Below are 18856 nucleotides of genomic sequence, written 5' to 3'. Positions count from 1 at the left end.
TCAATCACTCTCCGGGTAACTTCTCGATAAGAAAGCACGCATATTTTCTGGCTGACGACCGGTGATTTTCGCAAAATCAGCGGTGACAATGTCGAACAGACCCAGCGCTGCCGCCGCATACATGCTGGCCAGTTCGGCGCCGTCACCTTCAGCCGCGTAAATCTCCTGGAATTGGGCGCCTGTCACCGGTTGATAACCGATCGAATGTCCGGTGACCGCTGTCATGATTCGACCCAATTCTGGCATCGTCAAACTTTCTTCCTGAGTTACAGTATACACCTGTCCGGCGTCTCGTAGTTGCGGTTTCGTCGCCAAGGCCGCGATCGCCGCGGCGCTATCAGCTTGACTGATGAAGGCCATTGCCTGTTGCCCCACCGGATAGATCAAAGCCTGACGCTGGATCAGCTCAGGTAGATAGGGCACCAGCGGATCCGCGTAAAGCGAATTCTTGATGATGGCGTAGTGTAAGCCACTCCCCGCTAAGCGCCGCGGCACGTAAGCATAATACGGCGCCATGGTAAAGGGATCATTCTCTTGATCCGCGTAAAAACTAACGAAGATCACACTAGGCACCTGCGCAGCCTGTAACGCTTGTAAGGAATTTTCAAATTCATTGATGCGCCGCTGTAAATCATAGGTTTTACTAGGAATGTAAACCACCACATCCTGGCCGCTAAAAGCCTGCGTCATCCCAGCCACATCAGCGTAATCCAACGCCGCCAGGTTCACACCTTGAGCCTGCAATGTTCGGGCCTTGGCCACCGTGTGCACCGCCGCCGTGACCTGCGCTGGACCCACCGTGGCAACTAAATCGGCCACCACTTGCTGGCCAAGATGGCCGGTCGCCCCGGTCACTAAATATTTCTGCAAAGTTGATTTCATTGTCATTTCCCCTTTTCTCATTAAACTTACTAATCTACCAGAAATCTCCTGATCTCCCAGTCAGCCAGGTTGGCGGTTAATTCATTTTTCAAGTCACCGCGCCAACCGATCTCACCTTTGATCGCGCTAGGCCTTAATCCTGCTTGAGAATACCATGGGCTTGTAAGTAACGTTTTGCGACCACCGCGGCCTTTTGATGCGCAACGGTCACCTGATAATTCATTGCCTGCATGTCTTTCGTGGAGATCTTCCCCGCGATCCGATTCAGACTGGTGACGATCTGCGGATGGTCCTGCGCAAAACTCGTTAACATCAGCGGCGCGCCTTGATACGGTGGGAAAAACGACTTGTTGTTCGTCAACACCACCAAATCGTACTTTTTGATCTGCGGATCGGTGGTATAGGCGTCACTCACATCCAGATCACCTTGGGCCAAAGCCTGATAGCGTAAAGCCGGCTCCAAAGTTTTCACGTTTTTGAAATTAAGGCCATAGGTTTTCTGTAAACCAGGGTACCCATCACTTTGTTGGAAGAAATCCGGGTCAAACCCCGCCCGCAGTTGCGGATACTTGGCCAGATCACTGATGGTCTTGAGCTGATATTTCGCCGCGGTCTGGCGGGTGACGGTCATCCCATAACCGTTCTGATACGCCATTGGCCGCAATAAGCTCATTTTGAATTGCTGCGCCAGTCCATTTTTCGCGTCCTGATAGGCACTTTGCGGATCATGACTGATTGCTGAATCGGTCTTGACCAACGATTGCAACACGGTTCCGGTAAATTCAGGATAAATATCGATTTGTTGCGCCTTCAGCGCCTTGAACAGGAAACTGGTCCCGCCAAAATTCCGCTTGAGCTCCACATTGACATGCTTGTTGTCGGCTTCGATCAAATCTTTATACAGATTGATCAAGATCTCCGGTTCGCCCCCCATTTTACCGGCGATGGTGATGGTTTCTGTTTTCGGCGCGGTCGCTGCCCGCACGCCATAAACACCACCACCAACCGCCACTAAGGCGACCAAACCGATCAGCAACCGTTTCAGCGAGGTGTGGGAGAGCAATTTGATCAACCAGCTGGCCACCAAAGCCAAGGCCGCCGCCAAAATCGCCCCAATCAACAAGGCCGGATTGTTATTGGTTTGGATGCCCAAGAGAATATAGGTTCCCAAACCACCACCGCCGATCAACGCCGCTAAGGTGGCCGTGCCAATGATCATCACCACGCCGATCCGGATCCCTGACAGAATCATCGGCATCGCCAAGGGGATCTGGACCCGCAACAATTTATACCGCTTGGACACCCCCATGGCATCAGCCGCCTCGATCAATAAGGGATCAATATTGGTCAAACCTGCGTATGTATTCTGGAAGATCGGCATGATCGCGTACAAGACCAACGCGATAATCGCTGGGACGGTCCCAATACCCACCAAGGGAATCAACAAGCCCAAAATCGCTAAACTAGGGATCGTTTGAATCACACTGGCCACCTGTAAGACAAATTCGCCACCGCGGCGATGGTTCATTAAAACCACGGCCAAGGGGATCGCGATCAAGATGGTGATGATCGTGGCGATCAAGGCCACCTCAATATGTTGGCCTAACGCCACCAAGATTTCATGCCCATTCGTTTGGGCGTAATGGATCGTTTCATTGAACATTGGTCGCAACCTCCTTTTCTAAACTGGCCAAGTAACTCACCAAATCGGTGGCGGCCAATGTCGTCTGGTTAACCTTGACCTGAACCAACGGCTGGTTCTGGATCAACGCCGCCCATTGATAGATCGTCGTTTCCGGCGGCAAAGCCACCAACGTCGGACTAGGTGACGGGCCCGTTGCTTGACCAAAGCCCGCTTTAACGACTTGGCGCAAGGTTTGGTGGTCTTCAATAATGTCCTTGAAGAAGTTAGCGACAAACTCATTGGCGGGAGCGCCAATGATCTCTTGTGGCCGCCCCACTTGTTGCAAATGACCATCATGGATCACCGCCACATGATCGGCCAACAACATTGCCTCATGCATATCATGCGTCACAAAGATAATCGTCGTGGCCAACTCCCGATGCAATTTCAAAATCAACTGCTGCAACTGCCGCTTGGAAACAGGATCCAACGCGGAAAAAGGTTCATCCATCAACATCAATTTCGGATCTGCGGCCAAGGCGCGGACGATCCCGACTCGTTGCGCCTCGACGCCAGATAACTCTGCCGGCTTTCGGTTCGCGTAAATGGCCGGGTCCAAATCCACCATTTGCAACAATTGTTCGATCCGCGGCCGGATCTTCGCCTTGGACCAGCCCAAGGCCTCCAACTGCACCCCGGCGTTTTGTAGCACCGTCATATTGGGAAAAAGCGCGCTGGATTGTAGCACGTACCCAATATGTTGCCGTAATTCTTGCAAATTGCCAGCGGCAACGTCCACCCCGTCGATCAACACTTGCCCACTAGTTGGCACCACCAACCGATTGACTGTTTTCAACAAAGTGGTTTTGCCACTGCCGGATGGTCCTACTAAAACAAACAACTCCCGCGAAGCGACGCGCAAATTGATCGCCGCCAACGCCGCCCCACTTTGATACTCTTTAGTGACCCCTTTAAATTCAATCAAAATCATCGCTCCTACATGTAACTATATTAATAACTTGTTGTTTTAATAATAACACCATTTTCAAATTTGACAAGTCATTTATCCTAAAACAAGCGAAAAAAAAGACGAGCGCTGAACCTCGATGCTCAGCGCTCGTCTGACCCAAATAATCGGGTCTAAAATATTTTTTTAAGTGAATCAGGCCCCTGTTGCCGTTAATTTGGCGATGGCCTGCGTCAACATCTGATCGTGGGCTTGTAAATAGGTGGCCACGGCTTGATACAGCGCGATCCGCGTCTGCTCGTTAAAAACGCCTGTAGCGGTTAGCTGCGCTTGTGTCTGCACCTGTTTGACGGCGGCGACGGTGCTATCATCATAGACACCTTTTGTATTCGCCAACTGGTAACCTAAGCCTTGCAAATTCTGCTGTAACAATTTGACTTGGTCACTGACGTCACCAGCTTGTAAGGTTTCCCCGCTGGAAATCAGACTCAGATTCGCCAATGCGGGGTAAGCCACCAGCACATTGGGGGTGATTCCCTTGTGGTTGATCCAAGTCTTGTTGGGGGTCAACCATTTCGCCGTGGTAAATTTCATTTCGCTGGTTTTGCTTAGTGGCACCACGGCTTGGACCGTGCCTTTCCCATAGGACTTGGTTCCGATCAGCGTCGCCGTACCCGATTGCTGCAACGCCGCCGCGAAAATTTCCGCCGCGCTAGCGCTACTGTTATCGATCAGAACCGCCACTGGTTCTGTTACTTTAAAGCCTTTGTCATATTTCTCGCTGGCGCGATAAATGTCTTCCTGGCCGGCGCGATCCTGAACCCGCATGATCACCTTTTTGTTGGCTAAAAACATACTGGTCACTGCCAGCGCGCTATCCATTAAGCCGCCAGGATTGCCACGCACATCGATCACGAAACGAGTCGCCCCAGCCTGACGGAGCTTCTTGATCGTCTTTTTCATGCCACTAGCGGTGTTTTCTGCAAAAGTCGTCACACTGATCACCCCGACGTTGGAGCCCTTTTCTGAAAGGGCGCCACTGACCGTAGCTTGATCGATCGCTGCTCGTTTCAAACTGACTTGGAAGGTGTCACTGCCCCGCTTGATCGCCAATTTGACCGTACTACCTTGCTTACCGCGGATCTTGCTGACGGCTTGATCCACGGTCATTTTGGCGGTAGAGTGGCCATCGATCGTCAGGATCAGATCATCAGCCTTCAAACCGGCTTTCTCCGCTGGTGAGCCCTTGATCGGAGCGACGATCTCGATGGCTTCCTTGCCCTGTCGCACCTGGGCTCCGATGCCTTGGAAGGACCCAGAGATCGAGTCATTGAGGCTGGAGGTTTCTTCCGTGGTCAAATATTGCGAGAACGGATCGTCCAAACTGTCCAACATGCCAGAAATGGCGCCGTTGATCAACTTCTTGGAACTCACTTTCTGAAAATAATTGGCTTTGATCGTGTGATAGACTTGATTGACCTGCTGTGTTTCACTGACCGCAGCCAGCCGTTGCGACACCTGATGCATGGTGAAAACAGCGCCGCCCACCACACCTAAAATCAAGGCGACCGCCACACTAACCCAATAAGTCAAACGAGTAAAGCGCTTCGGACGTTGCGGCTTGGGCAACAGTTGCCCCAGTTGCCCCTCATTTGAGGTTAGCTTGATGAGGTTGATGGCCGCCTCTGTATCGAATACAGGCGGCTCAGGCGCCGCGCTTGCTCCCGCTTGTTCCGGTTCCTTGGGGGCGGCGGTTTGGGGTTGTTCAGCCTGATCCCCAGTTGGCTGTTCTTGATCTGTTGATTTCAATCTTTTCCCTCGCTATGCTTCACTTTCCAAATATTGTTGGTAGGCCTGATCGAAAATCGTCATGCCCGGCAAATAATTGCCATTCAATTCCAAATAACGCGAAAGTCGGTCATAATCCGTTTCCTGTTTAGGAAAACTATGATCAAAGAACGCGTTGTTGGCAAACTGCGCGATCTCATCGTGGCTGTTGGGATTTCGTTGGGTCATTAAATATTGATAAAAGCTGCGTCTGAAGATCATGCGCGCGCCACCTTTCTTATTCCTGCGAAATCATTATCAAAAGTACGGCACCAGGTCAGTAAAAATAAAGCCAGCGCCTCAGCAAAGTTAATCAGCGCAAACCCGGTGAGTTCCGTCTGCCGGCTTGTCCGAATTGCGCCCTTATTTCGGCAAATACACGCTGAAATCCAGTTCATCGTTATCTAAATCAAAGCGCGTGGCCCGCAGGCTAATCCCGTTTTTGATCTTGTACTTGCGTAAATGCAGGGTGATCGTACTCTTCTTCGTGTCCAGGCTGACCCAGCTAGGAATCTTATAGTCATGACCAATAAAGTTCATCACTTGGCTGATTGGAATTGGGAGCGCGCCGATCGACAAGCTTTGGGCCTTCAATTGGATGTCGCCGTTTTCCAACACGTAGGGATCCAGCGATAAGTTAAAGGGCACCTGAGTCCCTAAGAAGGCGAAATTGCCGCTCAAAACGGCTTGATCGGTTAATTTGAACTGATACTTAATGTCATCACTCTTCAAGTAATCACTGAGTCCATACGCGACGATCCGATTGACCTGCTTCTTGGTCATCTGCACATTCATGACCGGCTCGTCAGCCGCCGCCACGTCGGCCGATAAGGTGGTCGGCGCCGGGCTAATGAATAGCTTCGTGCCGACAAAAATGCCCACGCCTAAAATCAAACCGATCAAGACTAGGAAAAGCCACTTCCACAGATTGAAAGGTTGTTTCGGTTTGTTTTTCTTAGGGGATTTCGCGGCTGGGGTCCGCCGTAGAGTTTGTGTTTGCGTTTGTTCTGCCATGATTTACTCCTCGATTTCCTAACGATATAACCAAGCTGTTCTGATACTCTGGATCTTCTTGACGAAGCGACCGGCAATCGCTTGGTAGCCGCGATTATTCGGATGGAAGTGATCTTCCGTATACAGATACGGATTGAAGGCATCCTGACCCGCCTTGTTATTCGCCAGGATCGATCCTTTTGGTTGGGTTATCACCGTGTCAATATCCACATAATACGTTTGCGTATATTGCTTGAGCACCTGTTGGGTCGTTTGATTCCACAGGCCCATGCTGGTTTTCATATCCGTGATCTGTGGGAAATAAACATAAAACGGATTATAGATGCTCGCCACGACTAAGGGCGCCTGGGGATTATACTTGCGAATCTCCTTGATCAACCGATTCAAATTCTTCTGATAAACCTTCTGACCTGCCTTAACTTTATTCAAATCCATGTTCATCACATCTTTTTTGATGATGTGCATCAAGTCATTGGCGCCGACGGTCATGGTGATCAGATCCGCCTTGGCCAACCCCGCTTGAATGTCCTTGGATTTAACGATGCGCTGATACACTTGACTGGAAGTATCCCCGCTCTTACCAAAGTTCTCACTGGTCAGAGTTACATTATCGACCTCGGCCAACTGTGATTTGACCAAGGGCACGTACCCGCCACTCTCACTGGCATCGCCTAACCCGAAAGTCAGCGAATCGCCAATGGCCACATAGTTGACCGTGGCCTTCACTTTAGTTTGCTTGGTGGTCAAACGACCCCCGTGACTGGTTGTTCCTGCTGGTGATTTGACCACCAATTCTAGCACCAAAAACATGACCAACGCGCTGATCACGATGGTCAAGATAACTTTAAGTGCCTGTCCCATTTTCTTCATTAACTTTCACGACCCATGTTTACATACTCTAAAACCTGAAAAAATCAACAAAAAAGTGGAACCGTAGCCCCACTTTTCTTCCCGCTTATCCTCGATAAAACATTACCGCGATCGCCCCAGCACCGGTATGGGTGGCGATTACAGGGCTCGTTGGCGCCACCAAGATCGGCACCTGTGGTAAAACGGCTTGGATTTGTTCCTTAACTTGATCAGCGAGGGCTTGCGCGTCGGCGTGAGAAATGCCGACCATCTTGACAGAAGCGCCGGCATTGGCCATTTTCTTGACCAGATCCCGGTAGAAATTCTGGATCGTCTTCATCCCGCGCCCTTTGGAGATCGCCTCTAACTGGGCATCATGTAACTGCAAAATAACTTTGATATTCAAAAGACTGGATAACATTCCGGAAACGCGGCTAAGGCGACCCCCCTTGACCATGTTCGTCAGACTGGTGACCGACATATACAATTCCGTTTGGTCGCGGACCTGATCCACCGCCGCGATGATCGCCTCGCGACTGGCGCCTTGCTGGGCCATTTTGGCCGCCTGTAACACTTGGAACGCCATCGCCCGATCGGTGAAATCACTGTCGATCACGGTCACCGTCGACCGAGAGATCTGGGCCGCTTGCCGGGCCGCGTTGACTGTGCCACTAATTGTTTCAGTCATATGAATCGAGATCACTTCGCTACCATCGGCTGTTAACTGATCGTAACAATCCAGGATCGTGCCGATCGAAGGTTGACTGGTCTGAGGTAAGGCCTTGGATCGGCTCATTTTTTCCATAAATTCTTGCCTTGATAAATTCACACCGTCAGTATAAACATCGTCATCGATCACGATCGTCAGTGGGATGACCGTGATTTGATATTGTTCGATTTCTGCCGGTGTCAATTGGACTGAGGAATCAGTCACAATCTTGATTTTGCTAGTCATGATATCTAGGCTTCCTCTCAAGCGCTTACCGCAATGATTTTATTGGCTTCATTTGGCTAGTATACCAGAATTAGCCGCCAAATTCATTAAAAGTGACTAGCCGAACCAACAAAAAAGGGGCACTTCGCCCAAAAGAGTGTGAGCCAGCCCGGGTAGCTTCCGAGCATTAACCTCGTCAGGATTTTGGAGGCCGCTCTTTGCCTCCAGAAGCCTGACGTTGTTAAGCGCAAGAAGCTGGGCTGGCGAACACGTTTCTATCATGCCCGCGGCTTGCACTGCGAGAATCGGGGTGAGCTCGCTGTGGGCGTCACTTCGAGCTTTTCGGAAGGACGCCGAAAAGCTCAAAGCTGAGCCTTGTCCTAAGTGGCTGAGCCACCAAGGACAATTTCACGGCGACCTCACCCCGATTCTCTCCGCTCCAGCCGCTCAACGTTATCTTACTCGTTTCAGCGCTCCCGTCGGCTGGCGAACACGAGTAAGCGATCGCTGATTGCCGTTTTTCCGAACTGATCAAGCAGGATAAATTTGTTGCAAAGCCGCCACATCAGCGGCGCTCAAACTTGTCACTCCTTGATCCAATGGATACATGACCGAACTTTTCGCGGTACTGTGGCCTAACCCTAAACTATGGCCCACTTCATGCAAAGCCACGGAAACCGCCACGGCTTGAGGATAGGCCACGTTCAGTTGCGCCGAGCCTTGATTGCGCGCGTGCTCGTAAGTTCCCAGCCGATAAGTGGTGATCGCCGGTCCACCTTGACCTAATTCGATCGTCGTCTGAACGCCAGCGCCTTGGTTCTTCTGGTAGGTACCCAAGGTCAACTGATTGCTGTCACCATGGCCAGTGCCCGCCACTAAATTAACCAGTCGGGTGGCGTTGTACGCGGCAATCGCGCTGGTAAAAACTTGTCGCACTTGGTCGGGCGTTTGCGCCTCAAAGTGATAATAATAAGTGCGTTGCAACTTTCCAGTTGGGACGATCGACTCGATCGGTGTTGTGTTCGCCGCCTGATCCGACGTTTGCGGCGCCACTGCAGTCGAACTTGACGAACTCGATGCGCGCGTTGACGCCGCCGAATCACGACTCGCCGCAGCCGCGCTGGCCGCAGCCGACGCGCCAGTCGCCGCTGGCGTGGCGCCACCGTTCAACCGTTGGAACCCGGCTTTGATCAAGGCGATGGTTTTGAGCGAAACTTGTTTGACCTGTTGCTGAACTTGCAGCCGTTGTTGCGCTGGCAAGGGACTGCCGGCGCCAGTGAAAAACCAAATCACAGCGACTAACAGAATTAATTTGATCCATTTACGATGTCGACGCACCTGCTCACTCCCCATTATAGTTGTATACTTTAATCGCCTGACTCACGTGATCGCGGCAACTCAAATCGCATAATCACGTGATCGCGCACCTAAATCGCCCATTTTCAGAAACCAAAGGAGCGTGGCGTTATTTTTAAGCTAACTTTATTGAACCACACTCGCTGGTCAAGTGCGAACCCTTTTAGAAAAAATTAAAAAAGAAAGTCAGCAGGCTGACTTTCTCATTGGGAAAATGTTGATTTGATCAAACGCGTGGGCGCTGTTCTAACAAGCAAGCGGACCAGCGATCGTTTCATTCCCCGACGGATTCAGAAGACGGTCCAGCCGTGGCCCGGATCCGCTGAAACTCCAGAAAATGATAGGCGGGCTGAGAGCCCTGGGCCAAGAAATCTTGCTGCTGGGTCAATTCAAAGTCAGCCCAAGGCAGCGCGGGCATATAAGTATCGCCAGCGTAGTGCCCGTCGATTCGCGTCTGATAAAGAAAATCCACCTCGGCAGCAAATAGAGTAAATAAGGCCACGCCGCCGATCACATAGAAAGTACGCTGCGGTTCTTGGGCTAGGCGTTGCCGCAAAGCGGCCGCGCTGCCAAAGACCTCGACCTCATCTGGAAACTGCGTCGCCGCCTGATGCGTTAAGACCAAATGATGCCGTTGTGGCAACGGACCGTGGGGAAACGAGGCATAGGTCCGCCGCCCCATCACGATCGTTTGCTGCCACGTCACTTCCTTGAAACGTCGTAGATCAGCAGGCAAGCGCCAGGGCAGCTGCCCCTGAGCTCCGATCAACCCATTTTGATCCTCCGCCCAAACAAAGGCAATCATGGCAGACCTCCTTAAACAGCCACCGGCGCTTTGATCGCCGGCGCTGGGTCGTAGCCGCTTAATTTGATATCCGCCATTTGATAATCGGCCAGATCCGCCCGAGGCGCTGACGTCAATTCCAGCTGAGGCAGCGTCCGAGGGGTCCGCTGCAACTGCGTCTTGACTTGTTCCAGATGATTCGCATAAATGTGGGCATCGCCAAAGGTATGGACGAAATCGCCCACTGCCAAGCCAGTTTGGCGCGCCACCAAGTGTGTCAGCAGCGCATAACTAGCAATATTGAAAGGCACCCCTAAGAAGGCATCGCCGCTGCGTTGATACAACTGGGCCGACAATTTACCCTCATTCACATAAAACTGAAACAAGGTGTGGCAAGGTGGCAAGGCCATTTGGGGAATATCTTCCGGATTCCAGGCGCTGACGATCAGCCGCCGCGAATCCGGGGTCGCCTTGATCTGCGCCACCACCTGGGCCAACTGATCGATCGTCTCGCCTTGACGCGTCTGCCAATGCCGCCATTGCTGCCCATAAATATGGCCTAAATCACCATAGATTTGCGCGAAACTTGGATCATCAATGATTCGTTGATCAAACCGAGCCATTTCTTGGCGATAGACCTGCGCAAAGTCCGGATCGCGCAGGGCCCGCCGCCCAAAATCTGTCATATCAGGTCCCTGATAGGCCGAGCTGGCCACAAATTTAGCAAAGGCCCATTCATCCCAAATGTGATTATTGTGCTGTAACAAATAACGGATATTGCTATCCCCACGCAAGAACCATAACAGTTCGCTCTTGATCAAGCCAAAGGGCACTTTTTTCGTGGTCAATAAGGGAAAGCCCTGACTCAAGTCAAAGCGCATCTGATAGCCGAATAAGCTATAGGTCCCGGTCCCCGTTCGGTCTGATTTATAATGGCCGCGGGTCAAAATATCATTCAAAAAATTCAAATAAGTTTGTTCGCTTTGATTCACGTTGACTGATCCTTTATCTGTAGATTAGGCTCTCAATTCGGGATAAACATCAAACACGGTTCGGTTCGCGTCGATCACCACGTAGAGATGGCCATTTTGCGGCGAGATGATACTGGTTTGGTAAATGTTATCCAACCCCGAGGCATCTTTTTGTTTGAAAGGGAAATAGATCCGTAATGGTTTACGGTCACTTTCCTCAAACACGAGATCACATTTTTCGATATCTTGGTACTTGATCGCGCGCCCGAACATCCCCATTTCTAGAGAACCAGCATTGATATCGGTTGTCTTGGTGTGGTCTGCCTCAGGTAAAATCTCGATTTTAAAGCTCTTGCAAGGATGGATTTCTTGCATCTTACCCGCACCATTGATGCGGCCATAAGAAGTGGTGACGCGAGCGATCCAAACATCAGCCATTTCGGCGTGAGAAACCGTCCATTCATCCCCATTGCGGAAATAAAAACGTAATTCCTTAAACACGTGTTCTTCAATCATGACCAGATAACTTCCTTTCTCGCTTTCAGTCTAGGTTCTCCCCTATCATATCATATCTGGTAATCGTTTTCGTAGCCAAACGATCAGGGTCTCAGGCTCATTGATCACAGCTCCAGAAACGACAGCTTGCTCCGCTGATTTCAGCGCCCGTCCCAGTTGCGGACCAGGAGTCAACCCCAGGCGCGCCATTAAAAGGCCACCATCCACTGCAAGTTCGTGGGCGTCATGGATCGGCAAAGCCTGATAACGTTGCTCCAAGTCAGCGAAGTCCACCGTCCAGCCTAAATTAGCGCCAACCGTTGCCAACCGCGGCAATACCTGATCATCAAGTTGATAAAGATCGGCCGCGCTGATGGCTTGGCCCGCTTGCAACTTACGACTGAAGGCTAAGCTGGCGCGACTGGCCGCGATCACTTGATTGGCGGTTTTCCATTGACGTAACATCACCGTCAATTGCTGGTCCGACAGCGCGGCCACATCAGCCAACATGGTCCAAACGGCGGCCTCATCCTGCAGAGCGCTGGTGGCGCGCTGGGCAAACGTCGGCATGGTTAGCGCTTGGTCTTTAAAGAAAGGGACGTGGGCCACCAGTCCTGTTTGCAGGAAGCTGGCCCAACCCACTTGCCAGTTAGGACTAAGCATCATTTTGATAAACTCAGTGTGGATCCGTTCCACCGCGATTTTATCCAGCAAGGCCCGATTATCGATCAAACTTTGATAAGTTTCCGGGACGATCGTGAATCCTAGCTGACTGCTAAAGCGCACCGCTCGCATCATCCGCAGCGCATCCTCGTGAAAGCGAGCCTCCGCGGCGCCAACCGCCCGAATCTGTTTGGCCCGTAAATCGGCCAGCCCGGCGAAATGATCGATCACCAAGCCATCGTGGCGCACGGCTAAGGCGTTGATGGTGAAATCGCGGCGTTGCAGATCTTGGGCCAACGAGCGCACAAAGGTGACCTGATCAGGCCGGCGGAAATCTTGATAGCCCGATTCCGTGCGAAAAGTCGTCAATTCGTAACCCACGTGATCAACCAGCACCGTGACAGTCCCGTGTTTGATGCCGGTATCGATGGTTACCGGGAAGATGGCTTTGATCTCCGCGGGGAAAGCGCTAGTGGCAATATCCACATCTGCGATTGCCTTGCCTAAGAGAAAGTCCCGCACAGAACCGCCAACAAAATAAGCTTCATATCCATTAGCTTCAATTTGTTGTAGAATAGGAAGTGCCTGTTGGAATTCTGGGGGAAACTCAGATAAATACATTGATTATCAACACCTATTTCTTAATTTTAGTGGTGGTTTGATTCGGATAAGGGGTCAGGATATGGTAGCTAAACTACGTGTTCACTTCACTTGGACACATCTCAAGGAAATTTTGATGATCAGCCTCGGCGCGCTTTTTTATGGCTTTGGCTTGGTGACGATCAACATCAAGAACAATTTGGCCGAAGGGGGCATCACTGGGATCACCTTGCTTTTCCGCGCCTGGTGGCAAATCGACCCAGCCTACACCACGATTCTGCTGAATATTCCGCTGATCATTCTCGGTTATCGATTTCTCGGCAAAAAAGGCCTGGTCTACACGATTTACGGCACTATGGCCTTGTCCGCATCCCTGTGGATCTGGCAACGCTTGCCGGTAGGAAATTTGATCAATCTTCATGATGATCTGTTTATCGCCGGTGTGCTGGCGGGAATTTTCGGTGGCTTTGGCTCCGGATTGATTTACCGTTTTGGCGGGACCACTGGCGGCAGCGATGTGTTGGCGCGGATCCTGGAAATCGAACGCGGCGTCCCAATGGGCAAAACGCTGCTGGCCTTCGATGTGCTCGTGTTGTTGGCGTCACTGAGCTATCTGGACATTGAACACATGATGTATACCCTGCTGGCCTCCTTCGTCTTTTCCCGAATCGTGGACGCGACCCAAGATGGGAGTTATTCCGCCAAAGGGATGCTGATCATTAGTGACCATTATGAAGTGATCAGCCAGAAATTAATGGATGAGCTGGAACGTGGCGTGACCTACTTGAACGCCGAGGGTGGGTACCAACGCGACGAACGCCAAATCATTTACTGCGTGGTCGCGCCAAACGAACTGGTCCAAGCGAAGCGCATCATCATGGCCTGTGACAAAAAGGCCTTTGTGACGATTCTCGAAGTCCACGAAGCTGTGGGCGAAGGCTTCACCTATGCCCGGCCGCACCATTCTCTCTTTTCTAAACGCAAAGCCGGTTAACCCAACAAACAGACGGAATTGCCCGTCGTCAAAAGTAAGCCGCTTGCGCACGGCATGCTGCGCGACCATTGACCGTAACCACAACCTGCCCCACCACTATTTTGGTGAGGCGTAAGCACCTGCTAGCTGATTGCTAGGGGTGCTTTTTTGATGAGCTACTGATTCTATTTATTTTTCGGCAGTCGCGCCGCCTGTTTGAACGTGGCTGGTTTTAGCGTTCGCGATCATGCTCCAGGTCAAAGAGCAACTCGCTGTAATCAGGATCATCCGGAGCGAGCGTCAAATATTGTTTCAACGCCAAAATCAACTCGGACGTCTGGGCCTCCGCTTGTAAAAAGGCGATGAACTGCCGCATAAAATCAGGATTGGTTTTCAAATTCGGGTAGGCGGCAAAGAACGCCGCCTTGGCTTCGGGGACTTGATCCAAGCGATCGTAAGCCGCCGCCAATTGCCAGTTGACCTGTGGATCGGCCTGATCCGCCGTGGCAATCGGTGCCAACAACTCGATCACGGCCTGATCATCGCCCTTTTGCGCCATAATCGTCGCCAACAACAGCCGCAGCGGTTGAGCGTCAGGATCGACCCGCAGACCCGCTTCCAAGAGCTCCTGGGCCGTTTGGGGCTGTTGTAGCTGGATGGCCGCCTCTGCCCCTAACCGCGCCAGATTCAGATTAAACGCGTCATAGCCTAGACCAACCTGGGCCGTCTGTAAAGCCTCAGCCTCATGACCCAACGCACGCTGGCTGGCAACCAGTGGTTCATACAAGGCGCTATAATCAGCGTTTTGTTGCTGCAAACGGGTCAAAACCTTGATTGCCTGTTCCTCCTGATGCAAACTATGGTAGAGCACGCCCAATTGGAACAGTTGTTCATCTGTGGCCAAGTTCTTCGTTAGCTCCTCGAGCAACGCCACTGCGGCTTCGTATTCACCGGAACCAGAGAGTGCCTCGGCCAAGCGTTGTTTGATCGAAACCTGGGCCCAATAATCATGCCCCGCCGCCAACAAACGCTGATCATATTGAGCCGCCTCCTGATAACGACCCATATTGGCGTAAAGTTCCGCCAAGCCAAAGTCCAGCGCCGGCTCATCAGGTAAAAGCCGCTGCGCCGCCAAAAGTTTCTGCTCGCTGACTTCCAACAAGTTCATGGTTTGATACAAATCGGCCGCCGTGACCAGACTTTCTGGATAGACCGGTGAATCAGGCTTAATTTGATTCAGCCAATCCAAGGCCTGATCGGTTTGATCGTCATCGATCGCCACTTCGGCCAGAATCAGCTTCGCCTCATCAGCGCCAGGGTCATGAGCCAACAATTGCCTGGCGATCTGCGCCGCCTCCTGATCAAAGCCCAGCGCCTGCAACTCTTCCGCCAAACTAAATAATGTCGCGTCATCATCCTCGGCCAAAGCCAACGCGAAGTCACGCTGCGCCGCGGTCAGATCCTGATCATCTAGGTCTTGCAACATTTGTTCTGAATAACTCATGGTGGCACTCCCTTCTTTGCCTGATCACCTAAATCAGACAAGCTCCTTTTTATTATAACGGATTTCAGCTGAAATTGAACGGAACAGCACGACCTTTTACCGAAGAACCGATTGCCAACGATGACAAGCCCGGTCATAGCGCCGCTGAGTTGTTCACGGAACCCGGTGACGAGTTTGCCGTCTCGTGAGGATCAAGTAAAAAAAATAACCCGTTGGAGCATTGCGCCCCAACGAGTCTAACGTTCTAATTATTTAACTGCATCTTTCAAAGCCTTACCTGGTTTGAATGCAGGAACCGTACTTGCAGGGATCTTGATTTCATCACCTGTTTGTGGGTTGCGGCCTTTACGTGCTGCACGTTGACGAACCTCAAAGTTACCAAAGCCGATTAGTTGAACCTTTTCGCCATTAGCAAGCGTTGATTGGATCGTGTTGAAAACAGCATCGACAGCTGCAGTTGCGTCTTTCTTAGTCAAGCCGGTCTTTGATGCAACGCTATCGATCAATTCTGCTTTATTTGCCATATGGAATTCACCTCCCGCAGCCAAGCGTCACGCTAAGCATGCTTTTATATTTCATGAATTATGAAATTGAAACAATGATACGTTTTAGATCATTATTCCACTGATAAAGTTATCATAGAAAGCGCGATATAACAAGGTTTTTTGTCCAAAAAAGCGAGATTTTAGCAAAAAAATCTTAGCTTTCGCCTTTTTTCCTAAAATTAGGGTAAAATAAGGCGTTTTACTTGCGTTTTCGGGCAATCAAGCGGATCGGTGTCCCCGAGAAATCAAAGCTATCCCGAAGCTGGTTGATCAAGAAACGCTGGTAAGAGAAATGGAACAAATCGGGATCATTCACGAAAACCACAAATGTTGGTGGCTTGATCGCCACTTGGGTCAGGTAATAAACGCGGAGACGGTGACCTTTCACGTTTGGTGTCGGTGTGATCGCCACGGCGCGCAAGAGTACGTCATTCAGGACGGAAGATTGGATCCGGCGTTGTTGGTTCTCAGAAACGGTTTTGATCATTTCTGGCAACTGTTTCAACCGCTGCTTGGTGACCGCCGAAACGAAAATAATCGGCGCGTATTCCAAATACTGTAATTGTCCCCGAAGTTTCTCCGTGAACTCACCCATGGTTTTGGTGTCTTTTTCGACCAAGTCCCATTTGTTGACCAGAATAATGATCGCCCGCCCAGCCTCGTGGGCATAGCCGGCAACTTTCTTATCCTGCTCGCGCAAACCATCGGCGCCATCGATGACGAAGAGAACCACGTCGGAACGGTCGATCGCACGTTGCGCCCGCATGACCGCATATTTCTCAGTGGCCTCATAAACCCGGCCGCGCTTACGGATCCCGGCGGTATCGATCATCGTAAATTCTTGCCCGGTCTCATCAGTGAAATGGGTGTCGATCGCGTCACGTGTTGTCCCCTCGATATTGGAAACGATCACGCGCTCTTCGCCAAGAATCGAATTGACCAGAGACGACTTGCCAACGTTAGGCCGGCCGATCAAACTAAACTTGATCGATTGGTCGTCCTCATCATTTACTTCAGGCGGGAAGTGTGCGACCACTGCGTCCAAAAGATCGCCCAGCCCCGTTCCCTGAGTGCCGGAAATTGGCAAAGGTTCGCCGAATCCCAGCGAATAGAAATCATAAATATCTTGGCGTTGTTCGGGATTATCGGCCTTATTGACCGCCAAGATCACTTCCTTATGGGAACGGAAGAGAATCTGCGCGATCCGTTCATCAGCGTCTGTAATGCCTTCCCGAGCGTTCACGAGAAAAACGATCACATCGGCCTCTTCGATCGCGATGTCGACCTGATTACGGATCTGGGTCATGAACGGTTGATCCGCGAATTCGATCCCACCGGTGTCGATCATGCTAAATTCATGGTTCAACCACACGCCGCGGCTGTAGATCCGGTCACGGGTCACCCCTGGCGTGTCTTCAACGATGGAGATCCGTTCCCGGGCGATTCGATTAAAGATCGTCGATTTACCCACGTTTGGTCGGCCAACGATCGCGACTACTGGAATTGCCATTTAACCACCTCTATTTTTTATCGGTAAAAAAAGAGTTGGGCCAAATAAAGGTCCAAACTCTTTTTCAAAGTATGACACTGATTATTTGTCTGAATCGTCGCTGTCTTTCTTCAAAGCATCGCCGATCATTTCGCCTAAACTAAAGCCATTGCTAGTTTCAGGCATCTCATAATCACTTGGAGTCGCTTCTTCTTCCTTACCTTCTTCGCCTGGCTTTTCAGTCAGTGCTTTGATGGATAAAGATAGACGCTTGTTCTCAGGATCTTCGCTCAAGACCTTGACTTGAACAACTTCGCCCTCTTTAAGAACTTCATTCGGAGTAGCGATATGTTGATGAGAAATTTGGGAAATGTGAACCAAACCTTCAACACCAGGCGCAACTTCAACGAAAGCACCGAAAGTCGTCAAGCGTTTAACGGTTCCTTCGATTGTCGCACCTACTGGCGCAACCTCAGCGATCTTGTCCCAAGGTCCTGGTTGTAAAGCCTTGATTGACAGGGAAATGCGATCCTTGTCAGCATCAACGTTGAGCACCTTGACTTTGACTTCTTCGCCAACCTTTAAAACATCGCTTGGCTTGTTGACGTGTTCGTGAGCGATTTCAGAAATGTGAACTAAACCATCAATGCCGCCTAAATCGATAAAGGCACCAAAATTAGTTAACCGAGCAACCTTGCCTTCGACAACATCACCGGGTAACAATTTAGCGAAGATTTCTGCCTTCTTCGCTTCTTTTTCAGCCTTGACCAATTCACGCCGAGACAGGATCAGGCGGTTCTCGCTTGGTTCGATCTCAATGATCTTGACTTCCATGGTTTGACCAACATAGCTCTTCAAATCATCAACGTAGTGATCATCAACCATTGAAGCTGGAATAAAGCCACGAACACCAGCATCAACAACCAAGCCACCCTTAACGACCTCGGTCACTTTGACAGACAAAGTCTCGCCAGCCTTGAATTTAGCTTCAATATCGGACCAAACTTTGCGTGCCTCTAAGCGACGCCGTGATAACAGGTAGTTACCATTCTCTTTGTCGTGGCCCAAGCTTGATAAGACGACTAATTCTATAACGTCGCCCACTTGCGCTTGGTCTTCGATCTTGGCGTTGCGGTCAGCGGTCAATTCCTTTAAAGGAACGACCCCTTCAACACCGGCGCCTTGAACACCAACAACCAGTTGATTGTCATCGATTGCTAAAACTTCGCCCTTGACAACATCGCCCACTTTGATTTCTTGAACGCTATTCAGCGCTTTTTCCATTTCACTTTGACTGTAATCTTGCTCTGACATAATTATCCTCCTGCACTATAACATCACATTAATTCTAATAGAAAAGCAGCGAACAAGCTAGTAAA

The 18856-nt window shown here is 50.8% G+C and carries 19 protein-coding genes; 1 reads left to right on the top strand and 18 read right to left on the bottom strand.

The window, feature by feature from the left end:
• The 14 genes from EKM94_RS00245 to EKM94_RS00180 form a co-directional block, all read right to left on the bottom strand.
• A complete protein-coding gene (locus EKM94_RS00245) occupies positions 1–882 on the bottom strand; it encodes an NmrA family NAD(P)-binding protein (RefSeq protein ID WP_125595719.1) in 882 nt (293 codons plus the stop codon).
• A gap of 133 nt (positions 883–1015) precedes the next feature.
• Positions 1016–2545, bottom strand: a complete 1530-nt coding sequence (locus tag EKM94_RS00240) for an ABC transporter permease/substrate-binding protein (RefSeq protein WP_125595716.1) — start codon at positions 2543–2545, stop codon at positions 1016–1018.
• Complete coding sequence (locus tag EKM94_RS00235; RefSeq protein WP_318531092.1) at positions 2535–3497, bottom strand: ABC transporter ATP-binding protein; 963 nt, start codon at positions 3495–3497, stop codon at positions 2535–2537. Before EKM94_RS00235 ends, EKM94_RS00240 begins: the two co-directional genes overlap by 11 nt.
• 171 nt (positions 3498–3668) lie before the next feature.
• The gene (locus EKM94_RS00230; RefSeq protein WP_125595710.1) at positions 3669–5282 is read right to left on the bottom strand and encodes a S41 family peptidase; all 1614 of its coding nucleotides are present in this window, start codon (positions 5280–5282) and stop codon (positions 3669–3671) included.
• 12 nt (positions 5283–5294) lie between these two features.
• Entirely contained in the window at positions 5295–5522 is a 228-nt protein-coding gene (locus EKM94_RS00225; protein ID WP_125595707.1) for a YozE family protein, read from the bottom strand.
• A 141-nt stretch (positions 5523–5663) separates the two neighbouring features.
• The gene (locus EKM94_RS00220) at positions 5664–6314 is read right to left on the bottom strand and encodes a YpmS family protein (RefSeq protein ID WP_125595704.1); all 651 of its coding nucleotides are present in this window, start codon (positions 6312–6314) and stop codon (positions 5664–5666) included.
• A gap of 18 nt (positions 6315–6332) precedes the next feature.
• Positions 6333–7184 (bottom strand): SGNH/GDSL hydrolase family protein, encoded by an 852-nt coding sequence (locus tag EKM94_RS00215; RefSeq protein WP_125595701.1) that lies wholly within the window; start codon positions 7182–7184, stop codon positions 6333–6335.
• 85 nt (positions 7185–7269) lie between these two features.
• On the bottom strand, positions 7270–8118 hold the full coding sequence (locus EKM94_RS00210) for a DegV family protein (protein ID WP_125595699.1): 849 nt from the start codon (positions 8116–8118) through the stop codon (positions 7270–7272).
• A gap of 307 nt (positions 8119–8425) precedes the next feature.
• Positions 8426–8632: a hypothetical protein gene (locus EKM94_RS00205; RefSeq protein ID WP_125595696.1), complete on the bottom strand. Its 207-nt coding sequence runs from the start codon at positions 8630–8632 to the stop codon at positions 8426–8428.
• Entirely contained in the window at positions 8629–9435 is an 807-nt protein-coding gene (locus EKM94_RS00200; RefSeq protein ID WP_164511031.1) for a matrixin family metalloprotease, read from the bottom strand. Before EKM94_RS00200 ends, EKM94_RS00205 begins: the two co-directional genes overlap by 4 nt.
• 292 nt (positions 9436–9727) lie before the next feature.
• Entirely contained in the window at positions 9728–10258 is a 531-nt protein-coding gene (locus EKM94_RS00195) for a dihydrofolate reductase (RefSeq protein ID WP_125595690.1), read from the bottom strand.
• Between the two features lie 11 nt (positions 10259–10269).
• Positions 10270–11229, bottom strand: coding sequence for a thymidylate synthase (locus tag EKM94_RS00190; protein WP_125595687.1), 960 nt, complete (start codon positions 11227–11229; stop codon positions 10270–10272).
• 24 nt (positions 11230–11253) lie between these two features.
• Positions 11254–11721, bottom strand: coding sequence for a hypothetical protein (locus EKM94_RS00185; RefSeq protein ID WP_125596362.1), 468 nt, complete (start codon positions 11719–11721; stop codon positions 11254–11256).
• A 48-nt stretch (positions 11722–11769) separates the two neighbouring features.
• Positions 11770–12987 (bottom strand): CCA tRNA nucleotidyltransferase, encoded by a 1218-nt coding sequence (locus EKM94_RS00180; protein WP_125595684.1) that lies wholly within the window; start codon positions 12985–12987, stop codon positions 11770–11772.
• A 61-nt stretch (positions 12988–13048) separates the two neighbouring features.
• Here EKM94_RS00180 and EKM94_RS00175 point away from each other — a divergent pair, with 61 nt between their 5' ends.
• Positions 13049–13960, top strand: coding sequence for a YitT family protein (locus tag EKM94_RS00175; RefSeq protein WP_225422113.1), 912 nt, complete (start codon positions 13049–13051; stop codon positions 13958–13960).
• A gap of 211 nt (positions 13961–14171) precedes the next feature.
• Here the strand turns inward: EKM94_RS00175 and EKM94_RS00170 are convergent, their stop codons facing one another.
• The 4 genes from EKM94_RS00170 to rpsA form a co-directional block, all read right to left on the bottom strand.
• The gene (locus EKM94_RS00170) at positions 14172–15443 is read right to left on the bottom strand and encodes a tetratricopeptide repeat protein (protein WP_125595681.1); all 1272 of its coding nucleotides are present in this window, start codon (positions 15441–15443) and stop codon (positions 14172–14174) included.
• Positions 15444–15691: 248 nt separating this feature from the next.
• Positions 15692–15967 (bottom strand): HU family DNA-binding protein, encoded by a 276-nt coding sequence (locus EKM94_RS00165; RefSeq protein WP_125595678.1) that lies wholly within the window; start codon positions 15965–15967, stop codon positions 15692–15694.
• 220 nt (positions 15968–16187) lie between these two features.
• A complete protein-coding gene (der, locus tag EKM94_RS00160) occupies positions 16188–17498 on the bottom strand; it encodes a ribosome biogenesis GTPase Der (protein ID WP_125595669.1) in 1311 nt (436 codons plus the stop codon).
• Between the two features lie 81 nt (positions 17499–17579).
• A complete protein-coding gene (gene rpsA, locus EKM94_RS00155; RefSeq protein WP_125595666.1) occupies positions 17580–18791 on the bottom strand; it encodes a 30S ribosomal protein S1 in 1212 nt (403 codons plus the stop codon).
• Between the last annotated feature and the right edge of the window lie 65 nt (positions 18792–18856).

The sequence above is a fragment of the Lapidilactobacillus achengensis genome (assembly GCF_003946655.1).
GTDB lineage: Bacteria > Bacillota > Bacilli > Lactobacillales > Lactobacillaceae > Lapidilactobacillus > Lapidilactobacillus achengensis.
Note: the sequence above shows the minus strand (reverse complement) of the source record. Positions and strands in the feature narration are given on the sequence as shown.

Excerpts from the sequence above, each read along its gene's own strand:
- der (WP_125595669.1), bottom strand. The coding sequence starts at position 17,498 with ATGGCAATTCCAGTAGTCGCGATCGTTGGCCGACCAAACGTGGGTAAA.
- EKM94_RS00225 (WP_125595707.1), bottom strand. The coding sequence starts at position 5,522 with ATGATCTTCAGACGCAGCTTTTATCAATATTTAATGACCCAACGAAAT.
- EKM94_RS00195 (WP_125595690.1), bottom strand. The coding sequence starts at position 10,258 with ATGATTGCCTTTGTTTGGGCGGAGGATCAAAATGGGTTGATCGGAGCT.
- EKM94_RS00180 (WP_125595684.1), bottom strand. The coding sequence starts at position 12,987 with ATGTATTTATCTGAGTTTCCCCCAGAATTCCAACAGGCACTTCCTATT.
- EKM94_RS00240 (WP_125595716.1), bottom strand. The coding sequence starts at position 2,545 with ATGTTCAATGAAACGATCCATTACGCCCAAACGAATGGGCATGAAATC.
- rpsA (WP_125595666.1), bottom strand. The coding sequence starts at position 18,791 with ATGTCAGAGCAAGATTACAGTCAAAGTGAAATGGAAAAAGCGCTGAAT.
- EKM94_RS00245 (WP_125595719.1), bottom strand. The coding sequence starts at position 882 with ATGAAATCAACTTTGCAGAAATATTTAGTGACCGGGGCGACCGGCCAT.
- EKM94_RS00170 (WP_125595681.1), bottom strand. The coding sequence starts at position 15,443 with ATGAGTTATTCAGAACAAATGTTGCAAGACCTAGATGATCAGGATCTG.
- EKM94_RS00165 (WP_125595678.1), bottom strand. The coding sequence starts at position 15,967 with ATGGCAAATAAAGCAGAATTGATCGATAGCGTTGCATCAAAGACCGGC.
- EKM94_RS00220 (WP_125595704.1), bottom strand. The coding sequence starts at position 6,314 with ATGGCAGAACAAACGCAAACACAAACTCTACGGCGGACCCCAGCCGCG.
- EKM94_RS00235 (WP_318531092.1), bottom strand. The coding sequence starts at position 3,497 with ATGATTTTGATTGAATTTAAAGGGGTCACTAAAGAGTATCAAAGTGGG.
- EKM94_RS00210 (WP_125595699.1), bottom strand. The coding sequence starts at position 8,118 with ATGACTAGCAAAATCAAGATTGTGACTGATTCCTCAGTCCAATTGACA.
- EKM94_RS00175 (WP_225422113.1), top strand. The coding sequence starts at position 13,049 with ATGGTAGCTAAACTACGTGTTCACTTCACTTGGACACATCTCAAGGAA.
- EKM94_RS00215 (WP_125595701.1), bottom strand. The coding sequence starts at position 7,184 with ATGAAGAAAATGGGACAGGCACTTAAAGTTATCTTGACCATCGTGATC.